We start from the raw sequence: 19,090 nt of genomic DNA, 5'->3' as shown, positions 1-19,090 counted from the left end.
GTTTTAGTTTTCTTTGCTGTATTTTACAACTAAATCTAAGGTGCTTATAATAGCATCCATATGAGTTCTTTCATAGGCATGGGAGGAAAAAACTCCAGGTCCGATGAGAGCTGTTTTTATATCCCATCCTGCTCTTAAAGCAGCTGAGGCATCTGATCCGTAATAAGGATATATATCTATTCTATAGTCAATATTATTGTTTTTACAGGTTTCTATTAATTTCTTTTTAAGCCATAAATCATAGGGACCGGAAGAATCTTTTGCACAAATGCAGACAGCAAATTCAGAAGAATTTTGATCAAGTCCAGGAGCTCCCATATCTACAGCGATAAATTCTTTTGTGGCTATAGGAATTGAAGCTGAAGCGCCATGACCTGCTTCTTCATAATTGCTTATAAAAAAATTAGTAGTATAAGGAAGCTCTATTTTATTTTCAGTAATATATTGTATTGCATATAAAAGTATTGCAACACTGGCTTTATCATCTAGATGTCTGCTTTTAATAAATTCCTTTTCTGTAATTATAGTTCTTGCTTCGAAGGATATAAAATCACCTACGTTAATACCTAAAGCTTCTACATCTGATTTTGAAGAAACCTTTTCATCAAGTATAACCTCCATGTTTTCAGGACTTCTTTTTAAATCATGAGCTTCCTGACCACTTATATGTACTGAGGGCTTTGTAGTATGTATAGTTCCTGTGTAAGTTGTACCATCTAGAGTTTCAATAGTACAATTTTCTCCGTCTATAGATGACATCATAAATCCACCAATAGGAACTAGACTTAAAGCTCCGTTTGATTTAATTCCTTTAACCATGGCACCTAAAGTGTCAACATGAGCAGAGAAGGTTCTTTGATATTCATTATTTTTGCCTTCTAATGTAACGATCAGAGCACCTTTATTTGTAACTGTAAATGGTACATTTAGAGCATTTAGCTCTTCTTTGAGAAAATCCATTACTCTTTCGGTATTTCCTGTAGGACTAGGAAGATTCAATATGTTTTGCAGGTAATACCTTATTTTTTCGCTATTATAATCCATAAAATCACTCCCATAACTTAGTTTGCCATATTGTTAAAATAATATTATCATAACAAAATAAAAAGTTGAACAAAAACAAACAAAATATGTAAATATATATATGAAATATGTAGGTTTTATAGTATAATAACATTGAAAAGAAAGAGGGGATTTACTTGAAGAAAAAATACATATTAATCACTTTAGTTTCAGCTCTTGTAATAGCTGGAGGAGCTGCTGGTGCAGGTATTTTACATATGCAAAATGCTACAAAAGCCTATGACAACATAATTTATCCAGGTGTAGCAATAGAAGATTTAGATCTATCAGGAAAGACTAAAGATGAAGCAGTAAAGCTGATTACTGAAAAGTATGGTGAGCCTATGTCGAAGAAAAAAATTAATATAAATGGCACAGGAAAGACTTATACTATAGATTATTCTAAATTAAATGCAAAGTACAATATTGAAGAAACAGTAGAAGAGGCTTTTAATTATGGTAAGACTAACGGGATTTTTGAGAGGTACAAGCTTATTAAAAGTCCTGTATCAAAACAATTTAAGTTAAAATCTAATTATGATTCTGAACCTTTAAAAGAGCTAATAGCTGGTATCCAAAAGGAAACAGATAAGGCTCCTGTAAACGCTTCTTTAACCATGGCTGGAAGCGGCAAATTTTCTATAACTCCAGAAAAACTAGGTGCTAAATTGAATACGGAAAAATTAGAAAGAGATATAATCGATAAAATAGAACAAGATTTTATTAATCACGTAACTTCAGATATTGAGGTTCAAGCTCCTATAGATGATATACAAGCTACTGTTACTTCAGAAGTTCTTTCAAAAGTAAATACAAAAATATCATCTTTCAGTACAAGTTTTTCTGGTTCAAATGCAAACAGAATATCAAATATAGCATTAGCTACAAAGAGTGTAAGCGGCAAACTTTTAATGCCGGGGGAAAACTTTAGCTTTAATGAGGTAGTAGGAAGAAGAACCGCAGAAAGAGGGTATAAAGAAGCTGGTGTTATAATAAATAATCAGTTAGAGTCAGGAATAGGCGGAGGAATTTGTCAGGTTTCTACTACATTATATAATGCAGTTATTAGAGCTAATATAAATTCTACAGAAAGACAGCATCACTCTTTGCCGTCTAGTTATGTTGGACTTGGGATGGATGCAACTGTAGATTACGGCAACATTGATTACAAATTTACAAACACTCTTCAATATCCTGTATTTATTGAAGGATATGTTGGAGGGAATAAAGTAACTTTTAATATATACTCTGATAAAAGTTTAACAAATAGAACTTATGATTTAGTCAGTGAGACCTATGATACTATTCAGCCGAATATTCAATATATAGATGATGCTAATATGTATGAAGGGCAAACAGAGATAGTAAAGAAAGCTTATGTAGGATATAAGGTAAGAGTATATAAAATAACATATGAAAACGGAAAAATGATATCAAAAGAAAAAATTAGTGATGATACTTACAAAAAAATTGATGGTGTCATTAAAAGAGGAACTAAAAAGAAACCATCAGAGGCAGAACCTACACCAGCTCCAGCATCACCAGCACCATCAGCTTCACCAGAGACAACGGTGACACAGCAATAATTCAGGTAGTATAAGAAAATTTAAGAAAAAATTTTTTTGGAATATTTAATAAAATTTTAAATTTAATAAAAAATATCTTTCATTAAATTTAAAATTGTGTTATTATATAAAGGTAAAATATGAGTAAAGATTCAGCGGATATGGCGGAATTGGCAGACGCACTGGTTTCAGGTTCCAGCGGGTAACTCCATGCAGGTTCGACTCCTGTTATCCGCACCAATGATTTGAATTGTTAAAGGTATCGACTAACTTACAAATTAGTTGATACCTTTTAAATTTTCTTGATAATTATGAGTAGCAGGTACAGTTTTTGCATTGTTGAACATGATAATTATATGTTAAATGCTGTTAATAAGTTAAATATTAAATTGATTTTTTATGCTGTTTATAATATATTAAAATAAAAAGGACAAGCTAAAGATATTTCGGGGGGAACTATGAGGGTTAGAGTCGCTAATAAAAGAAGGTTTACTATAAGCTGCTGTGTTTTTGCATTGATAATATTTAATTTTATTTTTGCAGTCAGCAAGCGTCTTAGCGGTACAAAAGATATTACTGTAGGTATTGAATTAACTAAATCCAGTGTTGTTCTAGCTGCTGATAAAAGTGGAAGCATATCTTTAGAAGAAAATGAATATTTTAAAAGATATGTAATAAATACTAGAAATTATATTGATAATGTAGAAACTGAAGAGTATAAAGAATTTATTAATATACATTTAAGTAAATCAGATATAGCAAAGCTTAGCTTGAGAGGAGAAAATAATCAAGAAGTTAAAGATGTTTTTTATGACAATTCAAAGGGTAATTTAATAATAAAATTTAAGAAAAGTTTTAGTGAAAATAATTTTGTTTACATAGACAAAAGCAATAAGAAGAAAATCATTGTACTGCTGTCAAAAAAAGAAAATCCTTTCCATCATTCAATAGCTTTGGACGCTGGACATGGCGGTGAAGATAAGGGAGCAAATGTAGGCAATATATTTGAAAAGGATATAACATTAAAAATTGCTAATTATGCAGAGGAGGAGCTTAGATTTAAAGGGTTTAAAGTTATAAAAACAAGAGATGAAGATAGGCTAGTACCTTTATCAGAAATAGGTAAAATTGCAAATGAGGCATCAGCGGATTTGTTTGTGTCAGTTCATAATAATTTTAACACTGACAGTATATATAAAGGGATTTCAACATATTATTATGCTCCTAATGGGTATCAGCAAAAAGAAAGGATTAGATTTGCAGAGACTATTCAAAAAGAATTAGTGAAAAATGATAATTGGGAAGACAGAGGAATAATCAGTGAGAATTTTCAAGTGCTTAGAGAAACCAAGATGCCAAGTGTACTTTTGGAATTAGGATTTTTAAGTAACCCTCAAGATAGGAATAAGCTTACGAAGGATGAGGTTTTGAAAAATTTTGCTGTAAATATAGCAAATGGAGTAGACAACTATTTAGCAGAAGATAAAAATAAGACAGAATAGAATAAAACAATTAATATAGTTAAAGCTAAACACAGGTGAAATTTCCTGTGTTTTATTTATTTTTGATTTTTTGTTATAATTTAAATGTATTTTATTATAAGGAGTTGTAGTGATGTATAAGCTTTTATGTATTGATATGGATGGAACGCTTTTAAATAGTGAAGGCAATGTAACTGAAAGAACGTTAAAAGCAATAAAATCAGCTCATAAAAAAGGAGTAATAGTAACAGTTTGTACTGGAAGAATATATACTTCAGCTAAATATTATGCAGAACTAATTGGTGTAAAGGCTCCAATAATTGCTTTAAATGGAGCTTATATAAGAGAAAAAGATAAAAATGAAGTTATATATAAATCTGTACTTGGCAAAGAAAATTGTATTAAGATTTTGAACATAGCAAAAAAATATGGATTATATTTGCACTTTAACACACCAGATGTAGTTATAACTGAAAAAATAATACATTCTTCTGAAAAATATGCAAAAATGAACGAAACTATGCCTAAGGATAAGCAGATAGCTATAGAATTAGTAAAGAATTGGAATGATACCTTTGAGAAATATAGTGATGAAATATTAAAATGTATAACAATTGATGATGATAAGGAAAAGATTTTAAAAGCAAAGGAGGAACTGTTAAAGTATGAAGAATTTGAGGTTGTAAGTTCATGGAACAATAATTTTGAGGTAATGTGTAAAGGTGTATCAAAAGGAAGAGCTGTTGAAGTTTTGGCTGGATTTTATAATATAAACAGGGAAGAAATAATGTGCATTGGAGATAATGAAAATGATATTTCTATGCTAAGCTATGCAGGTTTGGGTGTAGCTATGGGAAATGGAGAAAGCTTTGTTAAGGAAATAGCAGATTTTGTTACTGATACAAATGATGATGATGGTGTAGCTAAGGCTATTGAGAAATTCATTTTAGAATAGCTGCAGTATGTTTCAATATCTTTACTATTAGAATCTAATGAAGTAATATGTATATAGGAAAATTAGATAGCATACATATAGAGGAGGAAAAAAATTGAATTTAAATATAGTTTTATTTCAACCTGAAATTCCTCAAAATACAGGGAATATAGCAAGGACATGTGTTCTTACAAATTCAAAGCTGCATCTTATAAAACCTTTAGGATTTAGTCTTGAGGAGAAACATTTAAGAAGGGCGGGACTTGATTACTGGCAGTATCTAGATTTAGAGTTGCATGAATCTTATGAAGCGTTCAGAAATAAGTACAAGGAAGGAAACTTTTATTTTTCTACGACCAAGGGAAAGAAATTTTATACTGAAGTGCAGTATAAAAAAGGAGATTTTATCGTATTTGGAAGAGAATCTTCTGGATTGCCAGATAGTATAAGAAACAGTAATTTAGAAAATTTAATAAGGATTCCAATGTTAGAAACTAGTACCCGTTCATTAAACCTATCTAATACAGTATCTATTTTTGCATATGAAGCACTTCGTCAAATGAATTTTCCAGATATGAAGTAATGAAAGGAGATAAGCCTGTGGACAAGATAAAAATAATTACTGACAGCACATCAGATTTACCTGTAGAGATAGTAAAAAAATATAATATCGAAGTTCTTCATCTTACAGTTCATTTCGGAGAGGAAACTTATAGAGACGGCGTGGATATAAAACTTCCTGAGTTTCTACAGAAGATGAAAACCAGTGATGTGTTTCCTACTACTTCTCAAATAAATCCTCAAAGATTTTATGATTGTTATAAAGAGTATTTAGAAAAAGGGTATAAAATTATATCAATTCATATTTCTTCAAAATTAAGCGGAACCTACCAGTCTGCTTGTATAGCTAAAAATATGCTGGAAAGTGAAGATATAGTAGTTATAGACAGTTTAAATGTAACTGCTGGTTTAGGCATTTTAGTTTTAAAGGCTTGCAAGCTTAGAGAAGAAGGTCTTGGTTTAAAAGCTATTGAAGAAAAGATTATGGAAGTTATACCCCATGTTAGAAGCGCTTTAGTATTTGAAAGTTTAGATAATCTTGTGAAAGGTGGACGACTTTCAAAAACTGCTGGTATAATAGGAAATATTCTTGGTATAAGAGTTATAATTGAGATTAAAGACGGAGAATTAGGTGTATTAGATAAGGTTAGAGGAAGCAAGAAAGCTTTAAGGACAATTTTAGATTATATAGATGAAAAAGGAATAAAAAAGGGTGAGATTTCTTCTACGCTTAAGGTAGAGAATAAAGATATATTTGAACCATTAAGAGATAATCTAATTTCAAGAAATGTTGAGTTTATTGAATGTGAGGTTGGCTGTGTAGTTGGTACACATTCAGGAACAGGAGCATGTGGTATATTTTTTATAGAAGAATATTAAAAATAAATAAAAGCCAAAGTACTATGTGTATTAGTAATATGTCATATAAATGAAAATATGGGAATATTTAATAATTTTTATAGTTGTGCTGATTAAAATATTAGCACAACTTTTTATTTTAAGCTGAACTATTGATTTTTAAGAAAATAATTGAGAATGAAAAAATATGTCGTATTTTATTAATTTTTTGGAATACTATGTATATAGTTACGGTAGATATGCTATACAAAAATTTTTTGATATAAATTGCTTTTTAAAATTTATATCAATTAAGAAAAAATTTAAATCATCACATTAAAAATTACAGGAGGGAAATTTTTTATGTCTAAAAAGAAATTAGTTTCTTTATTTTTAGTTACTGCTTTAGTTATAACATTGTTTTCAGGCTGTGTTACAAAGGAAAGTCCTGCACCTACACCAGCGGGAGGAGAAACGAAAGCACCTGCTGCCAAAACTAAGGTGGGTATGGTAACCGATTCTGGTACTATTGACGATAAATCCTTTAATCAAGGTACTTGGGAAGGTATTGTTAGGTACGAAAAGGAAAAAGGCACTATAGAAAAGCAGTATCTTAAACCAAAAGGGGAGCAGGAAACAGACTATATAAATGCTATAAATGATCTTATCGACTCTGGTTATAAATTAATTGTAACACCAGGGTATAAGTTTGAAACTGCTATCAATAAATCAGCAGCAACCCATAAAGATACAGCTTTTATATTGATTGATGGTCAGCCTCATGAAGAAGGGAAAACTGACTTTGTTAAACATGATAATGTTGTTTCCGTATTTTTTAATGAGCATGAAGCTGGTTTTCTTGCTGGAGTTGCTTCAGCACTATCCACTAAAAGCAATAAATTAGGCTTTATAGGAGGTATGAAAATACCACCAGTTCAAAGATTTCACTGGGGATTTGAGGCTGGTGTAAGGTATGCTAACAAAAATCTTGGAACTAAGGCTGAAATAGTTGATGCTCAATATCAAGGCTCTTTCAATAATGTACCAGCAGGTCAGACTCTTGCAGCAGGTATGTACAGTAAAGGCGTAGATATTATATTTCATGCTGCAGGTGGAGTAGGTGTAGGAGTATTCAATGAAGCAAAACAAAGAGCAGAAAAGGGAGAAAAAGTTTATGTAGTTGGTGTTGATGTTGATCAATATGCTGACGGTCTTCTTAAGGATGGAAAAACTTCTGTAACTTTAACTTCAGCAATAAAGAAAGTCGATGTTGCAGCTTATAACTATATAGATGCTAAATTAAACAACAAGTTCCCAGGCGGAGAAGTAATTACACTTTCATTAAAACAAGATGGTGTTGGTCTTCCTAAGGAAAATCCTAATTTATCATCAGATGTTACGTCTAAAATTGATGCAGTTAAAAAAGATATAGTGGATGGTAAAATAATAGTTCCAGGAACTGAAGAAGATTTAGCTAAGTTTTTAAAATAAAATAACAATAAAAGGAAAACAGTTGCATAAGTTAGGCTGTTTTCCTTTTTTAAAAATAGGATAATTTTTCATGGAGGTTAGAACATGGAGTATATTATTGAAATGCTTAATATAAGAAAAGAATTTTCAGGCATTGTTGCTAATGATAACATTACTCTTCGGGTTAAGCCGGGAGAGATCCATGCTCTTTTAGGGGAAAACGGGGCTGGAAAGTCTACTCTAATGTCTGTTTTATTTGGTTTATATAAACCCGATAAAGGTGTTATCAAGGTTAGAGGAAAAGAAGTTAAAATAACAAACCCTAATATTGCTAATGATTTAGGAATTGGTATGGTTCATCAGCATTTTAAATTGGTACATAATTTTACAGTAACTGAAAACATAATATTAGGAATTGAAAAAGTGAAAGGGATGAAAATAGATATAGCTTCTGCTTCTAAAAAGATAAAGGAGTTGTCAAATCGTTATAAATTAAGCGTAGATCCTGATGCAGTAATTGAAGATATTACAGTAGGAATGCAGCAGAGAGTTGAAATATTAAAGATGCTGTACAGGGACTCGGAAATATTAATATTTGATGAGCCTACAGCAGTACTAACTCCGCAAGAGATAAAAGAACTGATGGCAGTAATGAAGAAGATGGCTCAAGAAGGAAAGACTATTTTGCTTATAACTCATAAATTAAGAGAAATAAAGGAAGTTGCAGATTACTGTACAGTTATACGCAAAGGAAAATCAATAGCAACTGTAAACGTAAAAGAGACTTCAGAACAAAAAATGGCTGAGCTTATGGTTGGAAGACAAGTTAATTTCAAGGTTGATAAAAAAAATGCAAAACCCGGCAGAGAAGTTTTTAAAATTGAGAATCTAAATGTTTTTGGCAGCAGGGGAATTCAGGCAGTAAAAAATGTAAGCTTGTCTGTAAGAACAGGAGAAATTTTAGGCGTAGCAGGTATAGAAGGAAACGGTCAGACAGAGCTTATAGAGGCAATTACAGGATTAAGAAGCATTGATTCAGGTAAACTCATATTAAATGGAATAGATATTACTAATATGTCTATTAGAAAGCGAAGTGAAATGGGAATTGGGCACATTCCGGAAGATAGACATAAATATGGACTTGTACTTGATTTTACATTGGAAAATAATATGATACTTCAGACTTACTATAAACAGCCTTTCTCAAATAAGGGAATATTAAATAAGGAAAAAATTCATTCTTACGCAGAGTATTTAATTAAACAGTTTGATGTGCGTTCTGCAGAAGGTGCAGCAACTATAGCAAGAAGTATGTCTGGAGGAAATCAACAGAAGGCTATTATTGCAAGAGAAGTTGACAGATCTCCTGATGTGCTTATTGTAGCTCAACCTACTAGAGGACTCGATGTAGGTGCTATAGAATACATACATAAAAGGCTTATTGAAGAAAGAGACAAAGGCAAAACAATTTTGTTATTTTCTTTAGAGCTTGACGAAATTCTCAATATATCTGATAGAATTGCTGTAATGTATGAGGGGAAGATAGTAGGTATTGTAGATGCTGATAAAACCAATGAGAATGAATTAGGTTTAATGATGGCTGGAGGAGGTAGTTTTAATGCATAAAAATAAGTTTGTAATTTCGTTGCTGGCTGTGATTTCAGGACTTATAACAGGAGCATTTGTAATGGCTTTAACTGGTTATAACCCAATAAAAGGCTACCAGTCATTATTAAAGGGAGCAGGATTAATAGTTACAGTAAAAGCAGATGCTACTATATTTGATATAATATTCAACAAACGTTTTGGTGATACTTTGCTAAATATGACAACCCTTATTTTAACTGGTCTTTCTGTGTCCTTTGCTTTTAGAACAGGATTATTTAATATAGGTGTTGCAGGACAGATGCTTATTGGAGGTTTTTTTGGTACTTTAATTGGAGTAAAACTATCTGTGCCTGCTTTTGCTCATGTACCTCTTGCTGTAGTTTCTTCAATTATAGGTGGAGCCTTATGGGCTCTTATACCTGGAATTCTTAAGGCTAGGTATAGAATACATGAGGTTGTAACTTCCATTATGATGAATTACATTTCTTTATGGAGCGTGTACTATTTTGTTCCTGTTATTGTACCTGGAGAGTTTGAAACAGAATCTGCAATGATTAAAAGTACTGCCTCTTTAAGAACAAAATGGATGACTGAATTTTTTCATGGTTCCAATATAAATTTAGGTTTGTTTTTAGCCTTTGCAGCAGTTGTTATAGTTTGGTTTATTTTAGAGAAAACTGTCTTTGGATATGAGTTAAAAGCAGTAGGGTTTAATATAAATGCTTCTAAGTATGCTGGAATGAAGGTAAATAGAAATATGGTTCTTTCTATGATGATTTCAGGAGCATTTGCAGGACTTGCTGGTGCTACCTTTTACCTGGGATATGCAGGAAATATAAAACTGGGAGCTCTTCCAGCTCAAGGGTATGATGGCATTGCAGTAGCTCTTTTAGGACTTAATAACCCTTTTGGAGTTGTTTTATCAGCTCTTTTGTTTGGTTTAATGAATGCAGGAAGTTTATTTATGAACTCATCTGCAGGGGTACCAAACGAGCTTGTTTCAATAATTATAGCTATAATTATTTATTTTGCAGCAACAAGTTTAATGCTAGAAAATTTGATGAAAAGATTTACAAAAATATATAATAAAAAAGGAGGCGGCAAATAATGTGGCCAATATTAATTACTGTTGTTCCTTTAGCTGTTGCATATATAGCACCTCTGCTTATCATTGCTCTTGGTGGATTATTCAGTGAAAGAAGCGGAGTTGTAAATATTGGTCTTGAAGGACTCTTAGGAGTTGGTGCTTTTGCGGGAGCAATTGTAACGCTTAAACTTCAAGACTCTTTAGGGGGAGGAACTGTGTATGTTTCATTAATTGCTGCAGCTTTAGCAGGAGGTATTTTTTCTCTTCTTCATGCTTTTGCAAGCATAACTATGAGAGCTGACCAGGTTGTTAGCGGGACTGCCATTAATATATTGTCAGCAGCATTAACAATTTTTTTAGCTAGAAGTTTAAATGAAGGAAGAGCCATAATAAAGGTAATAGGCTTAGATAAGGCTGATATTCCGTTTTTTTCGGATATACCTGTAATTGGACCTTTATTTTTTAAAGACGTTTATTATACAACGTTTATAGTATTAGCTATTGTGGCTGTAAGCTGGTATGTATTATACTATCGCCCCTTTGGATTAAGACTGAGAGCTTGTGGAGAGAATCCTCATGCAGCAGATTCATTAGGTATTAATGTACTTAAAATAAGATATATAGGAGTTGTGCTTTCTGGTATGCTTGCTGGACTTGGAGGAGGAATACTTTTAAACACTGTTTATAAGGAGTTCTCTGACCTCACCTTTACGGGATTAGGATTTTTAGCTTTAGCTGCTTTAATTTTTGGCAAGTGGAGGCCCTGGAGCGTTGCGGCAGCAACTATATTTTTTGGATTCGCTAAAACTGTTGCAGAAATGTCAGTGCTTTTTCCTGCAATAAAAAATATGCCTAATATAGTATTTAATACCTTTCCTTATGTAGCTACTTTAGTAGCCTTGGTGTTGTTTTCTAAAAATGCAGCAGGACCAAGAGCTGCAGGAGAACCTTATGATCCAGGAAAGCGTTAGAAAAATTTAATAATTAAACTTATAAGCCATACTTCATAAGTATGGCTTATATTTTAAAGTATGTTATAATAGTTATAAGTCTATATTAGAAATGGTGATGAGATATCATGAATATGAACTTCAATTTGAATTTAACTCAAGAGCAAAAATTAGTGATGACTCAGCAGATGCAGCTTTCTATAAAAATTTTGCAGATGTCGGGATTGGAACTTCAAGAGCATATAGATAGAGAAGCACAGGAAAATCCTGTTTTAGAGATTTCTTATAATGATAGCTCAAATGAAAGCGAGATAAAAAATAGGCTGGATTATAAAGAACTTGTAAAATATCTTCAATTTGATAACTATAGTCATCAATATTATTATAAAAATGATGAAGAGGAAATTTCACCTTTTAATTTTGTTTATGAGAAAAAATCATTAAGACAGTATTTGATAGAGCAGCTTATCGATATGTCTATAGAAGCAAAGCTTAAAGAAGTTTGTGAATTTATAATAGACAACTTAGATAGCAAGGGATATTTGGACTTAGAAATTGAAGAAATTTCAAAAGAATTAAAAATAAAAAAGGAGTTGGCAAATAAAGCTCTCTCTCTCGTACAAAGTTTAGATCCGCCTGGAATAGCTGCAAGAAATTTAAAAGAATGTCTTAAGCTTCAGCTTCAGAGAAAAGGATGTCAGGATATAAATTTATATGCCATAATAGAAAATCACTTAGAGAATTTAGGTGAAAGCAGATACGGGGTTATTGCCAAGACTCTGGAAATCGATTTAAAAAAAGTTCAGGAGTATGTTGATATAATAAAAACATTAAATCCTAAGCCATCTAGCGGGTTTTATACAGGAGATGAAGTAAAATATATTACGCCTGATGCGTATATTAGGAAAATAGGTGATGACTACCATATAATAATGAATGAGGATTTATCACCAAAACTTACCATAAATGAAAAATACAAGGAAATTATCCAAGTGGACGAGGATAGTGAAGCTGCTTCCTATGTAAAGGATAAAATAAATAATGCTCTATTTTTAATTAAAAGTATTGAGCATAGAAAAAGCACTATTTATAAAGTTCTTGCAAAGATACTAGAAATGCAAAAGGATTATTTTGATTATGGTGAAAAATATTTAAAACCAATGACATTAAAGGATATAAGTGAAAGTATAAATATGCATGAATCCACTGTAAGCAGGGCTATAAAAGAAAAGTATATAAATACTAATAGAGGTACTATAAAAATAAAAGATTTGTTTACAACTAAACTATCCCATAATAGCCAAGAGGATGTATCAACTACTATTATAAAAAAAGAAATTAAAGAATTAATAGATAAAGAAGATAAGTCCAAGCCTTTATCAGATCAAGCAATATGTGATTATTTAAATAAAAAAGGAATGAATATTTCAAGAAGAACTGTGGCAAAATATAGGGAAGAAATGAATATAAAGTCCTCAAGCAAAAGAAGGAGATTTTAGTATTTTCTTCCCTTCTTACATATATAATCTAATTTGTTTACACTTTGTTAACATTTTTTTTAAAAATACTAATTTAAAAAAGTTAGTATTTAATTTATAATATAAGTGGGACAAGAAATGAATGACTGGGACGTTTGAGGGCCAAAGAGGTGTTTTTATTGCATGATATTTTGAAATCTGCTCAGAAAATTGTTCCTGAAATATTAGAACTTTTACAAAAGAGATATAACATTTTAAGAACTATCTATTATAATCAGCCCATAGGACGAAGGATACTTGCTAATAGTTTAGAACTTGGAGAAAGAATCGTAAGAACAGAGATTAACTTTTTAAAAAATCAAAATCTTATAGATATAAATACTGCAGGTATGAGTTTAACAGACGAAGGTGAAGAAGTAGTAGAAAAGCTTAAAGATTTTATTCATGAACTTAAAGGTCTTTCAGAGATTGAAGAGTACATAAAAAAAGAATTGTGTTTAAAAAAGGTTATAGTAGTTCCAGGAGATGTAGATAATGATAAAACTGTACTTTCAGAATTAGGGAAAGCTGCTTCTGCTTTTGTAAAAGAGCTTATAAAAGATAATTCCATTATAGCTTTAACAGGTGGTTCTACTATTAAAGCAGTAATTGACAGTGTTCCAAGAATTTCTAATCTAAAAAATGTTCTAGTTGTGCCGGCAAGAGGCGGAATGGGTAGAAGTGTTGAGCTGCAGGCAAACAATCTTGCTGCCAATTTAGCCCAGAAACTTGGAGCCTATTACAAATTATTACATGTCCCTGATAATTTAAGCAGTACAGCTTTAAATGCCATATTAAATGAAAATGATGTAAAGGAAATTGTTGATAATATTAAAAATTCAGATATTATTATTTATGGCATAGGAAGGGCAGAAGTTATGGCTGCTAGAAGAGGGCTAACGGAAGAAAAAATAGAAGAATTAAAAAGAAAAGGTGCAGTTGGGGAAGCTTTTGGGTATTATTTCAATGAAGCTGGAGAAATAATATTTTCAGCATCTACCATAATGGTTGATACCGCAGCCCTTAAGAATGTTAATAACTTAGTAGCAGTAGCTGCTGGAAGCAGCAAGGCTGAGTCTATAGTAGCCGCGGCTAGAAATATTAAGAATACAGTTCTTATAACTGATGAGGGTGCTGCTAAAGAAATAATAAATATTATAGACAAAAAAGGGTAAACTATTATTGTTTGCTGTATATTTTATTAAATTTGTCAAATTATATTTTATATATAATTAATTTTAATTTTAAATCATAGGAGGTAATATCAAATGGTAAAAGTTGGTATTAATGGTTTTGGAAGAATAGGAAGAAATGTGTTCAAGGCATTAGTTAAAAAGTATGGCAGCGAACTTGAAGTAGTTGCAATAAACGATTTAACTACTCCAGCAACACTTGCACACCTTTTAAAGTATGACTCATTATTTGGAAAGTATGATGGTACTGTAGAAGCTACTGACAATTCAATAGTAGTTGATGGAAAAGAAATAAAAATATTTGCTGAAAGAGAAGCAAAGAACATTCCATGGGCAACTGTTGGAGCAGAAATAGTTATAGAATCAACAGGATTCTATACAGATGCAACTAAAGCTAAAGCTCATATGGAGCAGGCTGGAGTTAAGAAAGTTCTTATTTCAGCACCAGCTAAGAACGAAGATATAACAATAGTTCTTGGGGTTAACGAAGATAAATACGATCCAGCTAACCACAACATAATTTCAAATGCTTCATGTACTACAAACTGCTTAGCTCCATTTGCTAAGGTTCTTCATGAAGAATTCGGTATAGTTAAAGGTTTAATGACAACTGTTCACTCATATACAAACGATCAAAGAATTCTTGATGCACCTCACAGCGATTTAAGAAGAGCTAGAGCTGCAGCAGAATCAATGATTCCTACAACTACTGGAGCTGCTAAAGCAGTTGCATTAGTTCTTCCAGAATTAAAAGGAAAATTAAATGGATTCTCCTTAAGAGTTCCAACTCCAACAGTTTCCTGCACAGACTTAGTTGCTGAGCTTGAAAGAGACGTTACTGTAGAAGAAGTTAACGCTGCTCTTGAAAAAGCTGCTAATGGTTCATTAAAGGGAATACTTGGATTTGAAAAATTACCACTAGTATCTATGGATTACAGAGCAGATGAAAGATCATCAATCATTGACGGACCATCTACAATGGTTATAGGTGGAAACATGGTTAAAGTTATATCCTGGTACGACAATGAGTGGGGTTATTCAAACAGATTAGCTGATTTAACTAAGTACGTAGCTGATAGACTATAATTTAGAGCATAATATTTAGGTCTGGTTTTGTAGTTCGGGCTATAAACCCAGACCTTTATTCAGTTTACATATATTAATTATAATGTAAAGGAGAGAGTTGTATGAATTTTAATAAAAAGACTATTGAAGATATCGAAGTTAAAGGCAAGAGAGTACTAGTAAGATGCGATTTTAACGTTCCAATGAAGGATGGAAAGATTACAGATGAAAATAGATTAAATGGAGCACTTCCTACTATTAAGTACTTAATGGAAAATGGAGCAAAAGTTATTCTTTGCTCTCACTTAGGAAAGGCTAAGGGACCAGATCCAAATTTAACTCTTGCTCCAGTTGCAAAGAGATTATCTGAACTTTTAAACAAAGAAGTAGTATTTGCTGCAGACGACAATGTAGTTGGTGAAAATGCTAGAAAGGCTGTAGAAAATGCAAAAGAAGGAGACGTTATACTTCTTGAAAATACTAGATTTAGAAAAGAAGAAGGAAAGAATGAAGATTCTTTCTCACAAGATTTAGCTTCCATAGCTGATGTATATGTAAATGATGCGTTTGGAACAGCTCATAGAGCTCACTGTTCAACAGTTGGGGTTACTAAGTTTGTTGATACAGCTGTATGTGGATACTTAATTCAAAAGGAATTAAAATTCCTTGGAGATGCTGTTGAAAATCCAGCAAGACCTTTCTGCGCAATACTTGGAGGTGCAAAGGTTGTTGATAAAATTGCAGTTATAGATAATCTTCTTGAAAAAGTTGACACACTTATAATAGGTGGAGGAATGGCTTATACTTTCTTTAAGGCTCAAGGTTATGAAATAGGAAAGTCTCTTCTTGATGAAGAAAGGCTTGGCTATGCTAAGGAAATGATGGAAAAGGCTAAGGCTAAGGGAGTTAAATTACTGCTTCCTGTAGATAATAGAGTAGCACCAGAATATGCAGATGTTGAAGCTAAAATTACAGAAGATCAAAACGTTCCAGAAGGATATATGGGCTTAGATATTGGACCAAAATCAGAGAAGTTGTTTGCTGATGCTGTAAAAACTGCTAAAACAGTTATTTGGAATGGACCTATGGGAGTTGCAGAATTCAAGAATTTTGCTGAAGGTACTGTAGCTGTTGCCAAGGCTATGGCTGAATCAGGAGCTACTACAATTATTGGTGGAGGAGACAGTGCTGCAGCTGTTAATAATCTTGGCTTTGGAGACAAGATGACTCACATTTCAACTGGTGGAGGAGCTTCATTAGAATTCTTAGAAGGTAAGGTTCTTCCTGGAATTGCAGCTTTAAATGATAAATAATAAAAAATTGTAATTAATACAATTTACAAGGTACAAGAATTCTGAAGTTATATACAAATCTATCTCTATATATTTTTTTATGATATATGGAGATAGATATATGCAAAAAAATTAGTCAGGAGTGTTTTAAATGAGAAAGCCAATTATAGCTGGTAACTGGAAAATGCATAAGACTGTTGATGAAGCTGTAAGCTTCATTGAAGAAATAAAGCCTTTGGTAAAGGATGCTAAGTGTGAAGTTGTAGTTTGTCCTACGTTTTTAGCATTAGATGCTGTAGTTAAAGCTGTTAAAGGAACTAATATAAAAGTAGGAGCTCAAAATCTTCACTTTGAAGAAAAAGGAGCTTTTACAGGTGAAGTTGCTCCTGGAATGCTTGAAGCTATAGGTGTTGATTATGTTATAATAGGACATAGTGAAAGAAGACAATACTTTAATGAAACTGATGAAAGTGTAAATAAAAAGGTTAAAGCTGCTTTTGCACACAACATAATTCCAATCCTTTGCGTTGGAGAATCTCTTGAAGAAAGAGAAGCAAACATAACAGAAGAGGTTATAGCAAGGCAGATAAAGCTTGATTTAGCCGGATTGACAGCAGAGCAGGCTGAGAAAATAGTTATTGCTTATGAACCAATTTGGGCTATAGGAACAGGTAAAACTGCAACCTCAGAGCAGGCAAATGAAACTATAGCATTTATAAGAAAGGTTGTAGCTGAACTTTATGGTTCTGCAGTAGCTTATAAAACAAGAATTCAATATGGAGGTTCAGTAAAGCCTTCAACTATAACTGAGCAAATGGGAATGTCAGATATAGATGGAGCATTAGTTGGAGGAGCAAGCTTAGTAGCAGCAGATTTCGCAGCAATTGTTAATTTTTAATTAGGTAGGGGGAAAAGCCATGTCAAAGAAACCAGTTATGCTAATGATTCTAGACGGATTTGGAATATCAGATAAAGTAGATGGTAACGCAGTGGCTGCTGCAAATAAGCCGAATTTTGATAAATACTATGAGGAATATCCACATACTCAATTGGGAGCTAGCGGTATGGATGTTGGGCTTCCAAGAGGTCAGATGGGAAATTCTGAAGTTGGACATTTAAATATTGGAGCAGGAAGAATAATTTATCAAGAATTGACAAGAATAACTAAGGCGATAGAAGATGGAGATTTTTTTGAAAAGAAGGAATTTAATGAAGCTATAGAGAAAGCTTTGAAAACAAATAACTCATTACATCTTCTTGGACTGCTTTCTGATGGAGGTGTTCATTCACATATAGATCATCTTAAAGCACTTATTAAGCTTGCCAAGGAAAAAGGTATAAAGAAAGTATATATTCATGCTTTCCTGGACGGAAGAGACGTTCAGCCAGGTTCAGCAAAGGATTTTTTAGCTGACTTGGAAAATTATATGAAAGAGATAGGCTGTGGAAAGATTGCAACAATATCAGGAAGATATTATGCAATGGATAGAGATAAGCGTTGGGAGAGAGTTCAGCTTGCCTATAACGCAATGGTACTTGGTGAAGGAGAAACAGCAGGTTCTTCAGCAGAAGCTATAGAAAAATCCTATCATGACAATAAAACTGATGAATTTGTACTTCCAACAGTTATTCTTGAAAATGAAGCTCCTATAGGAAGAATAGTTGATGGAGATTCAGTAATTTTCTTTAACTTTAGACCTGATAGAGCTAGAGAAATTACCAGAGCTATAAACGACAAAGTATTTGATGGTTTCCAAAGAGAAAGCTTAAATTTAAATTTTGTTTGTATGACACAGTATGATAAAACAATAGAAAATGTTTCAGTTGCTTTTAAGCCAGAATCCTATACTAATACTTTAGGTGAATATATTAGTAAATTAGGCAAAAAACAGCTTAGAATTGCTGAAACTGAAAAATATGCACATGTTACCTTCTTTTTTAACGGCGGTGTAGAAGCTGCTAATGAAGGAGAAGATAGAGCACTAATACCTTCTCCAAAGGTTGCAACATATGACTTAAAGCCTGAGATGAGTGCTTATGAAGTTACAGACGAAGTTATCAGAAGAATTGACACTGATCAGTATGATATGATAATCTTGAACTATGCTAATCCAGATATGGTAGGACATACTGGTGTGTTTGAGGCAGCAAAGGCAGCTGTTGAAGCTGTTGATGTATGCCTTGGAAGAGTAGTGGAGAGAATATTAGAAAAGGATGGTACTGTATTTATAACTGCAGACCATGGAAATGCTGAGCAAATGATAGATTTCTCTACAGGAGAACCTATGACAGCTCATACAACTGATCCGGTTCCTCTTCTATATATTTCAAAGGAAGCAAAAGGAAAAGAACTAAGAAGTAATGGAATACTTGCTGATTTAGCTCCAACAATGCTTCAGGTAATGGGACTTCAGATACCAGCTGAGATGACTGGAAAATCTTTAATAAAATAATTATTTAGTTAATCT

Annotated in this window: 16 protein-coding genes and 1 tRNA gene; 16 read left to right on the top strand and 1 reads right to left on the bottom strand. The window is 32.5% G+C overall.

Annotated elements, in window-relative coordinates:
• Nucleotides 1-3: 3 nt before the first annotated feature.
• Entirely contained in the window at nt 4-1,044 is a 1,041-nt protein-coding gene (locus tag M2651_RS12490; protein WP_252132684.1) for a M42 family metallopeptidase, read from the bottom strand.
• Between the two features lie 155 nt (nt 1,045-1,199).
• On the opposite strand from M2651_RS12490, the gene M2651_RS12485 reads away from it, so the two are divergent.
• The 16 genes from M2651_RS12485 to gpmI all read left to right on the top strand — a co-directional run bounded on the left by M2651_RS12485 (nt 1,200) and on the right by gpmI (nt 19,075).
• Nucleotides 1,200-2,648 (top strand): VanW family protein, encoded by a 1,449-nt coding sequence (locus M2651_RS12485; protein ID WP_252132683.1) that lies wholly within the window; start codon nt 1,200-1,202, stop codon nt 2,646-2,648.
• Nucleotides 2,649-2,782: 134 nt separating this feature from the next.
• Nucleotides 2,783-2,867, top strand: a tRNA-Leu gene (locus M2651_RS12480).
• Nucleotides 2,868-3,085: 218 nt separating this feature from the next.
• Nucleotides 3,086-4,129 carry an N-acetylmuramoyl-L-alanine amidase family protein gene (locus M2651_RS12475; RefSeq protein WP_252132682.1) on the top strand — a complete coding sequence of 348 codons (1,044 nt, stop codon included), beginning with the start codon at nt 3,086-3,088 and terminating at the stop codon, nt 4,127-4,129.
• 109 nt (nt 4,130-4,238) lie between these two features.
• A complete protein-coding gene (locus tag M2651_RS12470) occupies nt 4,239-5,063 on the top strand; it encodes a Cof-type HAD-IIB family hydrolase (protein WP_252132681.1) in 825 nt (274 codons plus the stop codon).
• A gap of 94 nt (nt 5,064-5,157) precedes the next feature.
• Entirely contained in the window at nt 5,158-5,625 is a 468-nt protein-coding gene (trmL, locus tag M2651_RS12465) for a tRNA (uridine(34)/cytosine(34)/5-carboxymethylaminomethyluridine(34)-2'-O)-methyltransferase TrmL (RefSeq protein ID WP_252132680.1), read from the top strand.
• A 17-nt stretch (nt 5,626-5,642) separates the two neighbouring features.
• A complete protein-coding gene (locus tag M2651_RS12460; protein WP_252132679.1) occupies nt 5,643-6,482 on the top strand; it encodes a DegV family protein in 840 nt (279 codons plus the stop codon).
• Nucleotides 6,483-6,803: 321 nt separating this feature from the next.
• Nucleotides 6,804-7,931 (top strand): BMP family lipoprotein, encoded by a 1,128-nt coding sequence (locus M2651_RS12455; protein ID WP_252132678.1) that lies wholly within the window; start codon nt 6,804-6,806, stop codon nt 7,929-7,931.
• Between the two features lie 84 nt (nt 7,932-8,015).
• Complete coding sequence (locus M2651_RS12450; RefSeq protein WP_252132677.1) at nt 8,016-9,536, top strand: ABC transporter ATP-binding protein; 1,521 nt, start codon at nt 8,016-8,018, stop codon at nt 9,534-9,536.
• Nucleotides 9,529-10,626: an ABC transporter permease gene (locus M2651_RS12445; protein ID WP_252132676.1), complete on the top strand. Its 1,098-nt coding sequence runs from the start codon at nt 9,529-9,531 to the stop codon at nt 10,624-10,626. Before M2651_RS12450 ends, M2651_RS12445 begins: the two co-directional genes overlap by 8 nt.
• A complete protein-coding gene (locus M2651_RS12440; RefSeq protein ID WP_252132675.1) occupies nt 10,626-11,576 on the top strand; it encodes an ABC transporter permease in 951 nt (316 codons plus the stop codon). The genes M2651_RS12445 and M2651_RS12440 overlap by 1 nt, the downstream gene beginning before the upstream one ends.
• Before the next feature lie 113 nt (nt 11,577-11,689).
• A complete protein-coding gene (gene rpoN / locus M2651_RS12435; RefSeq protein ID WP_252132694.1) occupies nt 11,690-13,054 on the top strand; it encodes an RNA polymerase factor sigma-54 in 1,365 nt (454 codons plus the stop codon).
• A gap of 158 nt (nt 13,055-13,212) precedes the next feature.
• On the top strand, nt 13,213-14,247 hold the full coding sequence (locus M2651_RS12430) for a sugar-binding transcriptional regulator (RefSeq protein WP_252132674.1): 1,035 nt from the start codon (nt 13,213-13,215) through the stop codon (nt 14,245-14,247).
• Nucleotides 14,248-14,340: 93 nt separating this feature from the next.
• Nucleotides 14,341-15,351, top strand: coding sequence for a type I glyceraldehyde-3-phosphate dehydrogenase (gene gap / locus M2651_RS12425; RefSeq protein ID WP_252132673.1), 1,011 nt, complete (start codon nt 14,341-14,343; stop codon nt 15,349-15,351).
• Nucleotides 15,352-15,452: 101 nt separating this feature from the next.
• On the top strand, nt 15,453-16,643 hold the full coding sequence (locus M2651_RS12420; protein WP_252132672.1) for a phosphoglycerate kinase: 1,191 nt from the start codon (nt 15,453-15,455) through the stop codon (nt 16,641-16,643).
• Nucleotides 16,644-16,773: 130 nt separating this feature from the next.
• Nucleotides 16,774-17,520 (top strand): triose-phosphate isomerase, encoded by a 747-nt coding sequence (tpiA, locus tag M2651_RS12415; RefSeq protein ID WP_252132671.1) that lies wholly within the window; start codon nt 16,774-16,776, stop codon nt 17,518-17,520.
• Nucleotides 17,521-17,539: 19 nt separating this feature from the next.
• Nucleotides 17,540-19,075, top strand: coding sequence for a 2,3-bisphosphoglycerate-independent phosphoglycerate mutase (gpmI, locus tag M2651_RS12410; RefSeq protein WP_252132670.1), 1,536 nt, complete (start codon nt 17,540-17,542; stop codon nt 19,073-19,075).
• The last annotated feature ends 15 nt before the right edge of the window (nt 19,076-19,090 follow it).

It is taken from the genome of Clostridium caldaquaticum (assembly GCF_023806125.1).
Lineage (GTDB): Bacteria > Bacillota > Clostridia > Clostridiales > Clostridiaceae > Clostridium_AT > Clostridium_AT caldaquaticum.
The sequence above is the reverse complement of the archived record's forward strand: the minus strand, read 5'-3'. Positions and strand labels throughout refer to the sequence as shown.

Excerpts from the sequence above, each read along its gene's own strand:
- M2651_RS12455 (WP_252132678.1), top strand. The coding sequence starts at position 6,804 with ATGTCTAAAAAGAAATTAGTTTCTTTATTTTTAGTTACTGCTTTAGTT.
- M2651_RS12445 (WP_252132676.1), top strand. The coding sequence starts at position 9,529 with ATGCATAAAAATAAGTTTGTAATTTCGTTGCTGGCTGTGATTTCAGGA.
- gap (WP_252132673.1), top strand. The coding sequence starts at position 14,341 with ATGGTAAAAGTTGGTATTAATGGTTTTGGAAGAATAGGAAGAAATGTG.
- M2651_RS12440 (WP_252132675.1), top strand. The coding sequence starts at position 10,626 with ATGTGGCCAATATTAATTACTGTTGTTCCTTTAGCTGTTGCATATATA.
- M2651_RS12420 (WP_252132672.1), top strand. The coding sequence starts at position 15,453 with ATGAATTTTAATAAAAAGACTATTGAAGATATCGAAGTTAAAGGCAAG.
- M2651_RS12475 (WP_252132682.1), top strand. The coding sequence starts at position 3,086 with ATGAGGGTTAGAGTCGCTAATAAAAGAAGGTTTACTATAAGCTGCTGT.
- rpoN (WP_252132694.1), top strand. The coding sequence starts at position 11,690 with ATGAACTTCAATTTGAATTTAACTCAAGAGCAAAAATTAGTGATGACT.
- M2651_RS12450 (WP_252132677.1), top strand. The coding sequence starts at position 8,016 with ATGGAGTATATTATTGAAATGCTTAATATAAGAAAAGAATTTTCAGGC.
- tpiA (WP_252132671.1), top strand. The coding sequence starts at position 16,774 with ATGAGAAAGCCAATTATAGCTGGTAACTGGAAAATGCATAAGACTGTT.
- gpmI (WP_252132670.1), top strand. The coding sequence starts at position 17,540 with ATGTCAAAGAAACCAGTTATGCTAATGATTCTAGACGGATTTGGAATA.
- M2651_RS12490 (WP_252132684.1), bottom strand. The coding sequence starts at position 1,044 with ATGGATTATAATAGCGAAAAAATAAGGTATTACCTGCAAAACATATTG.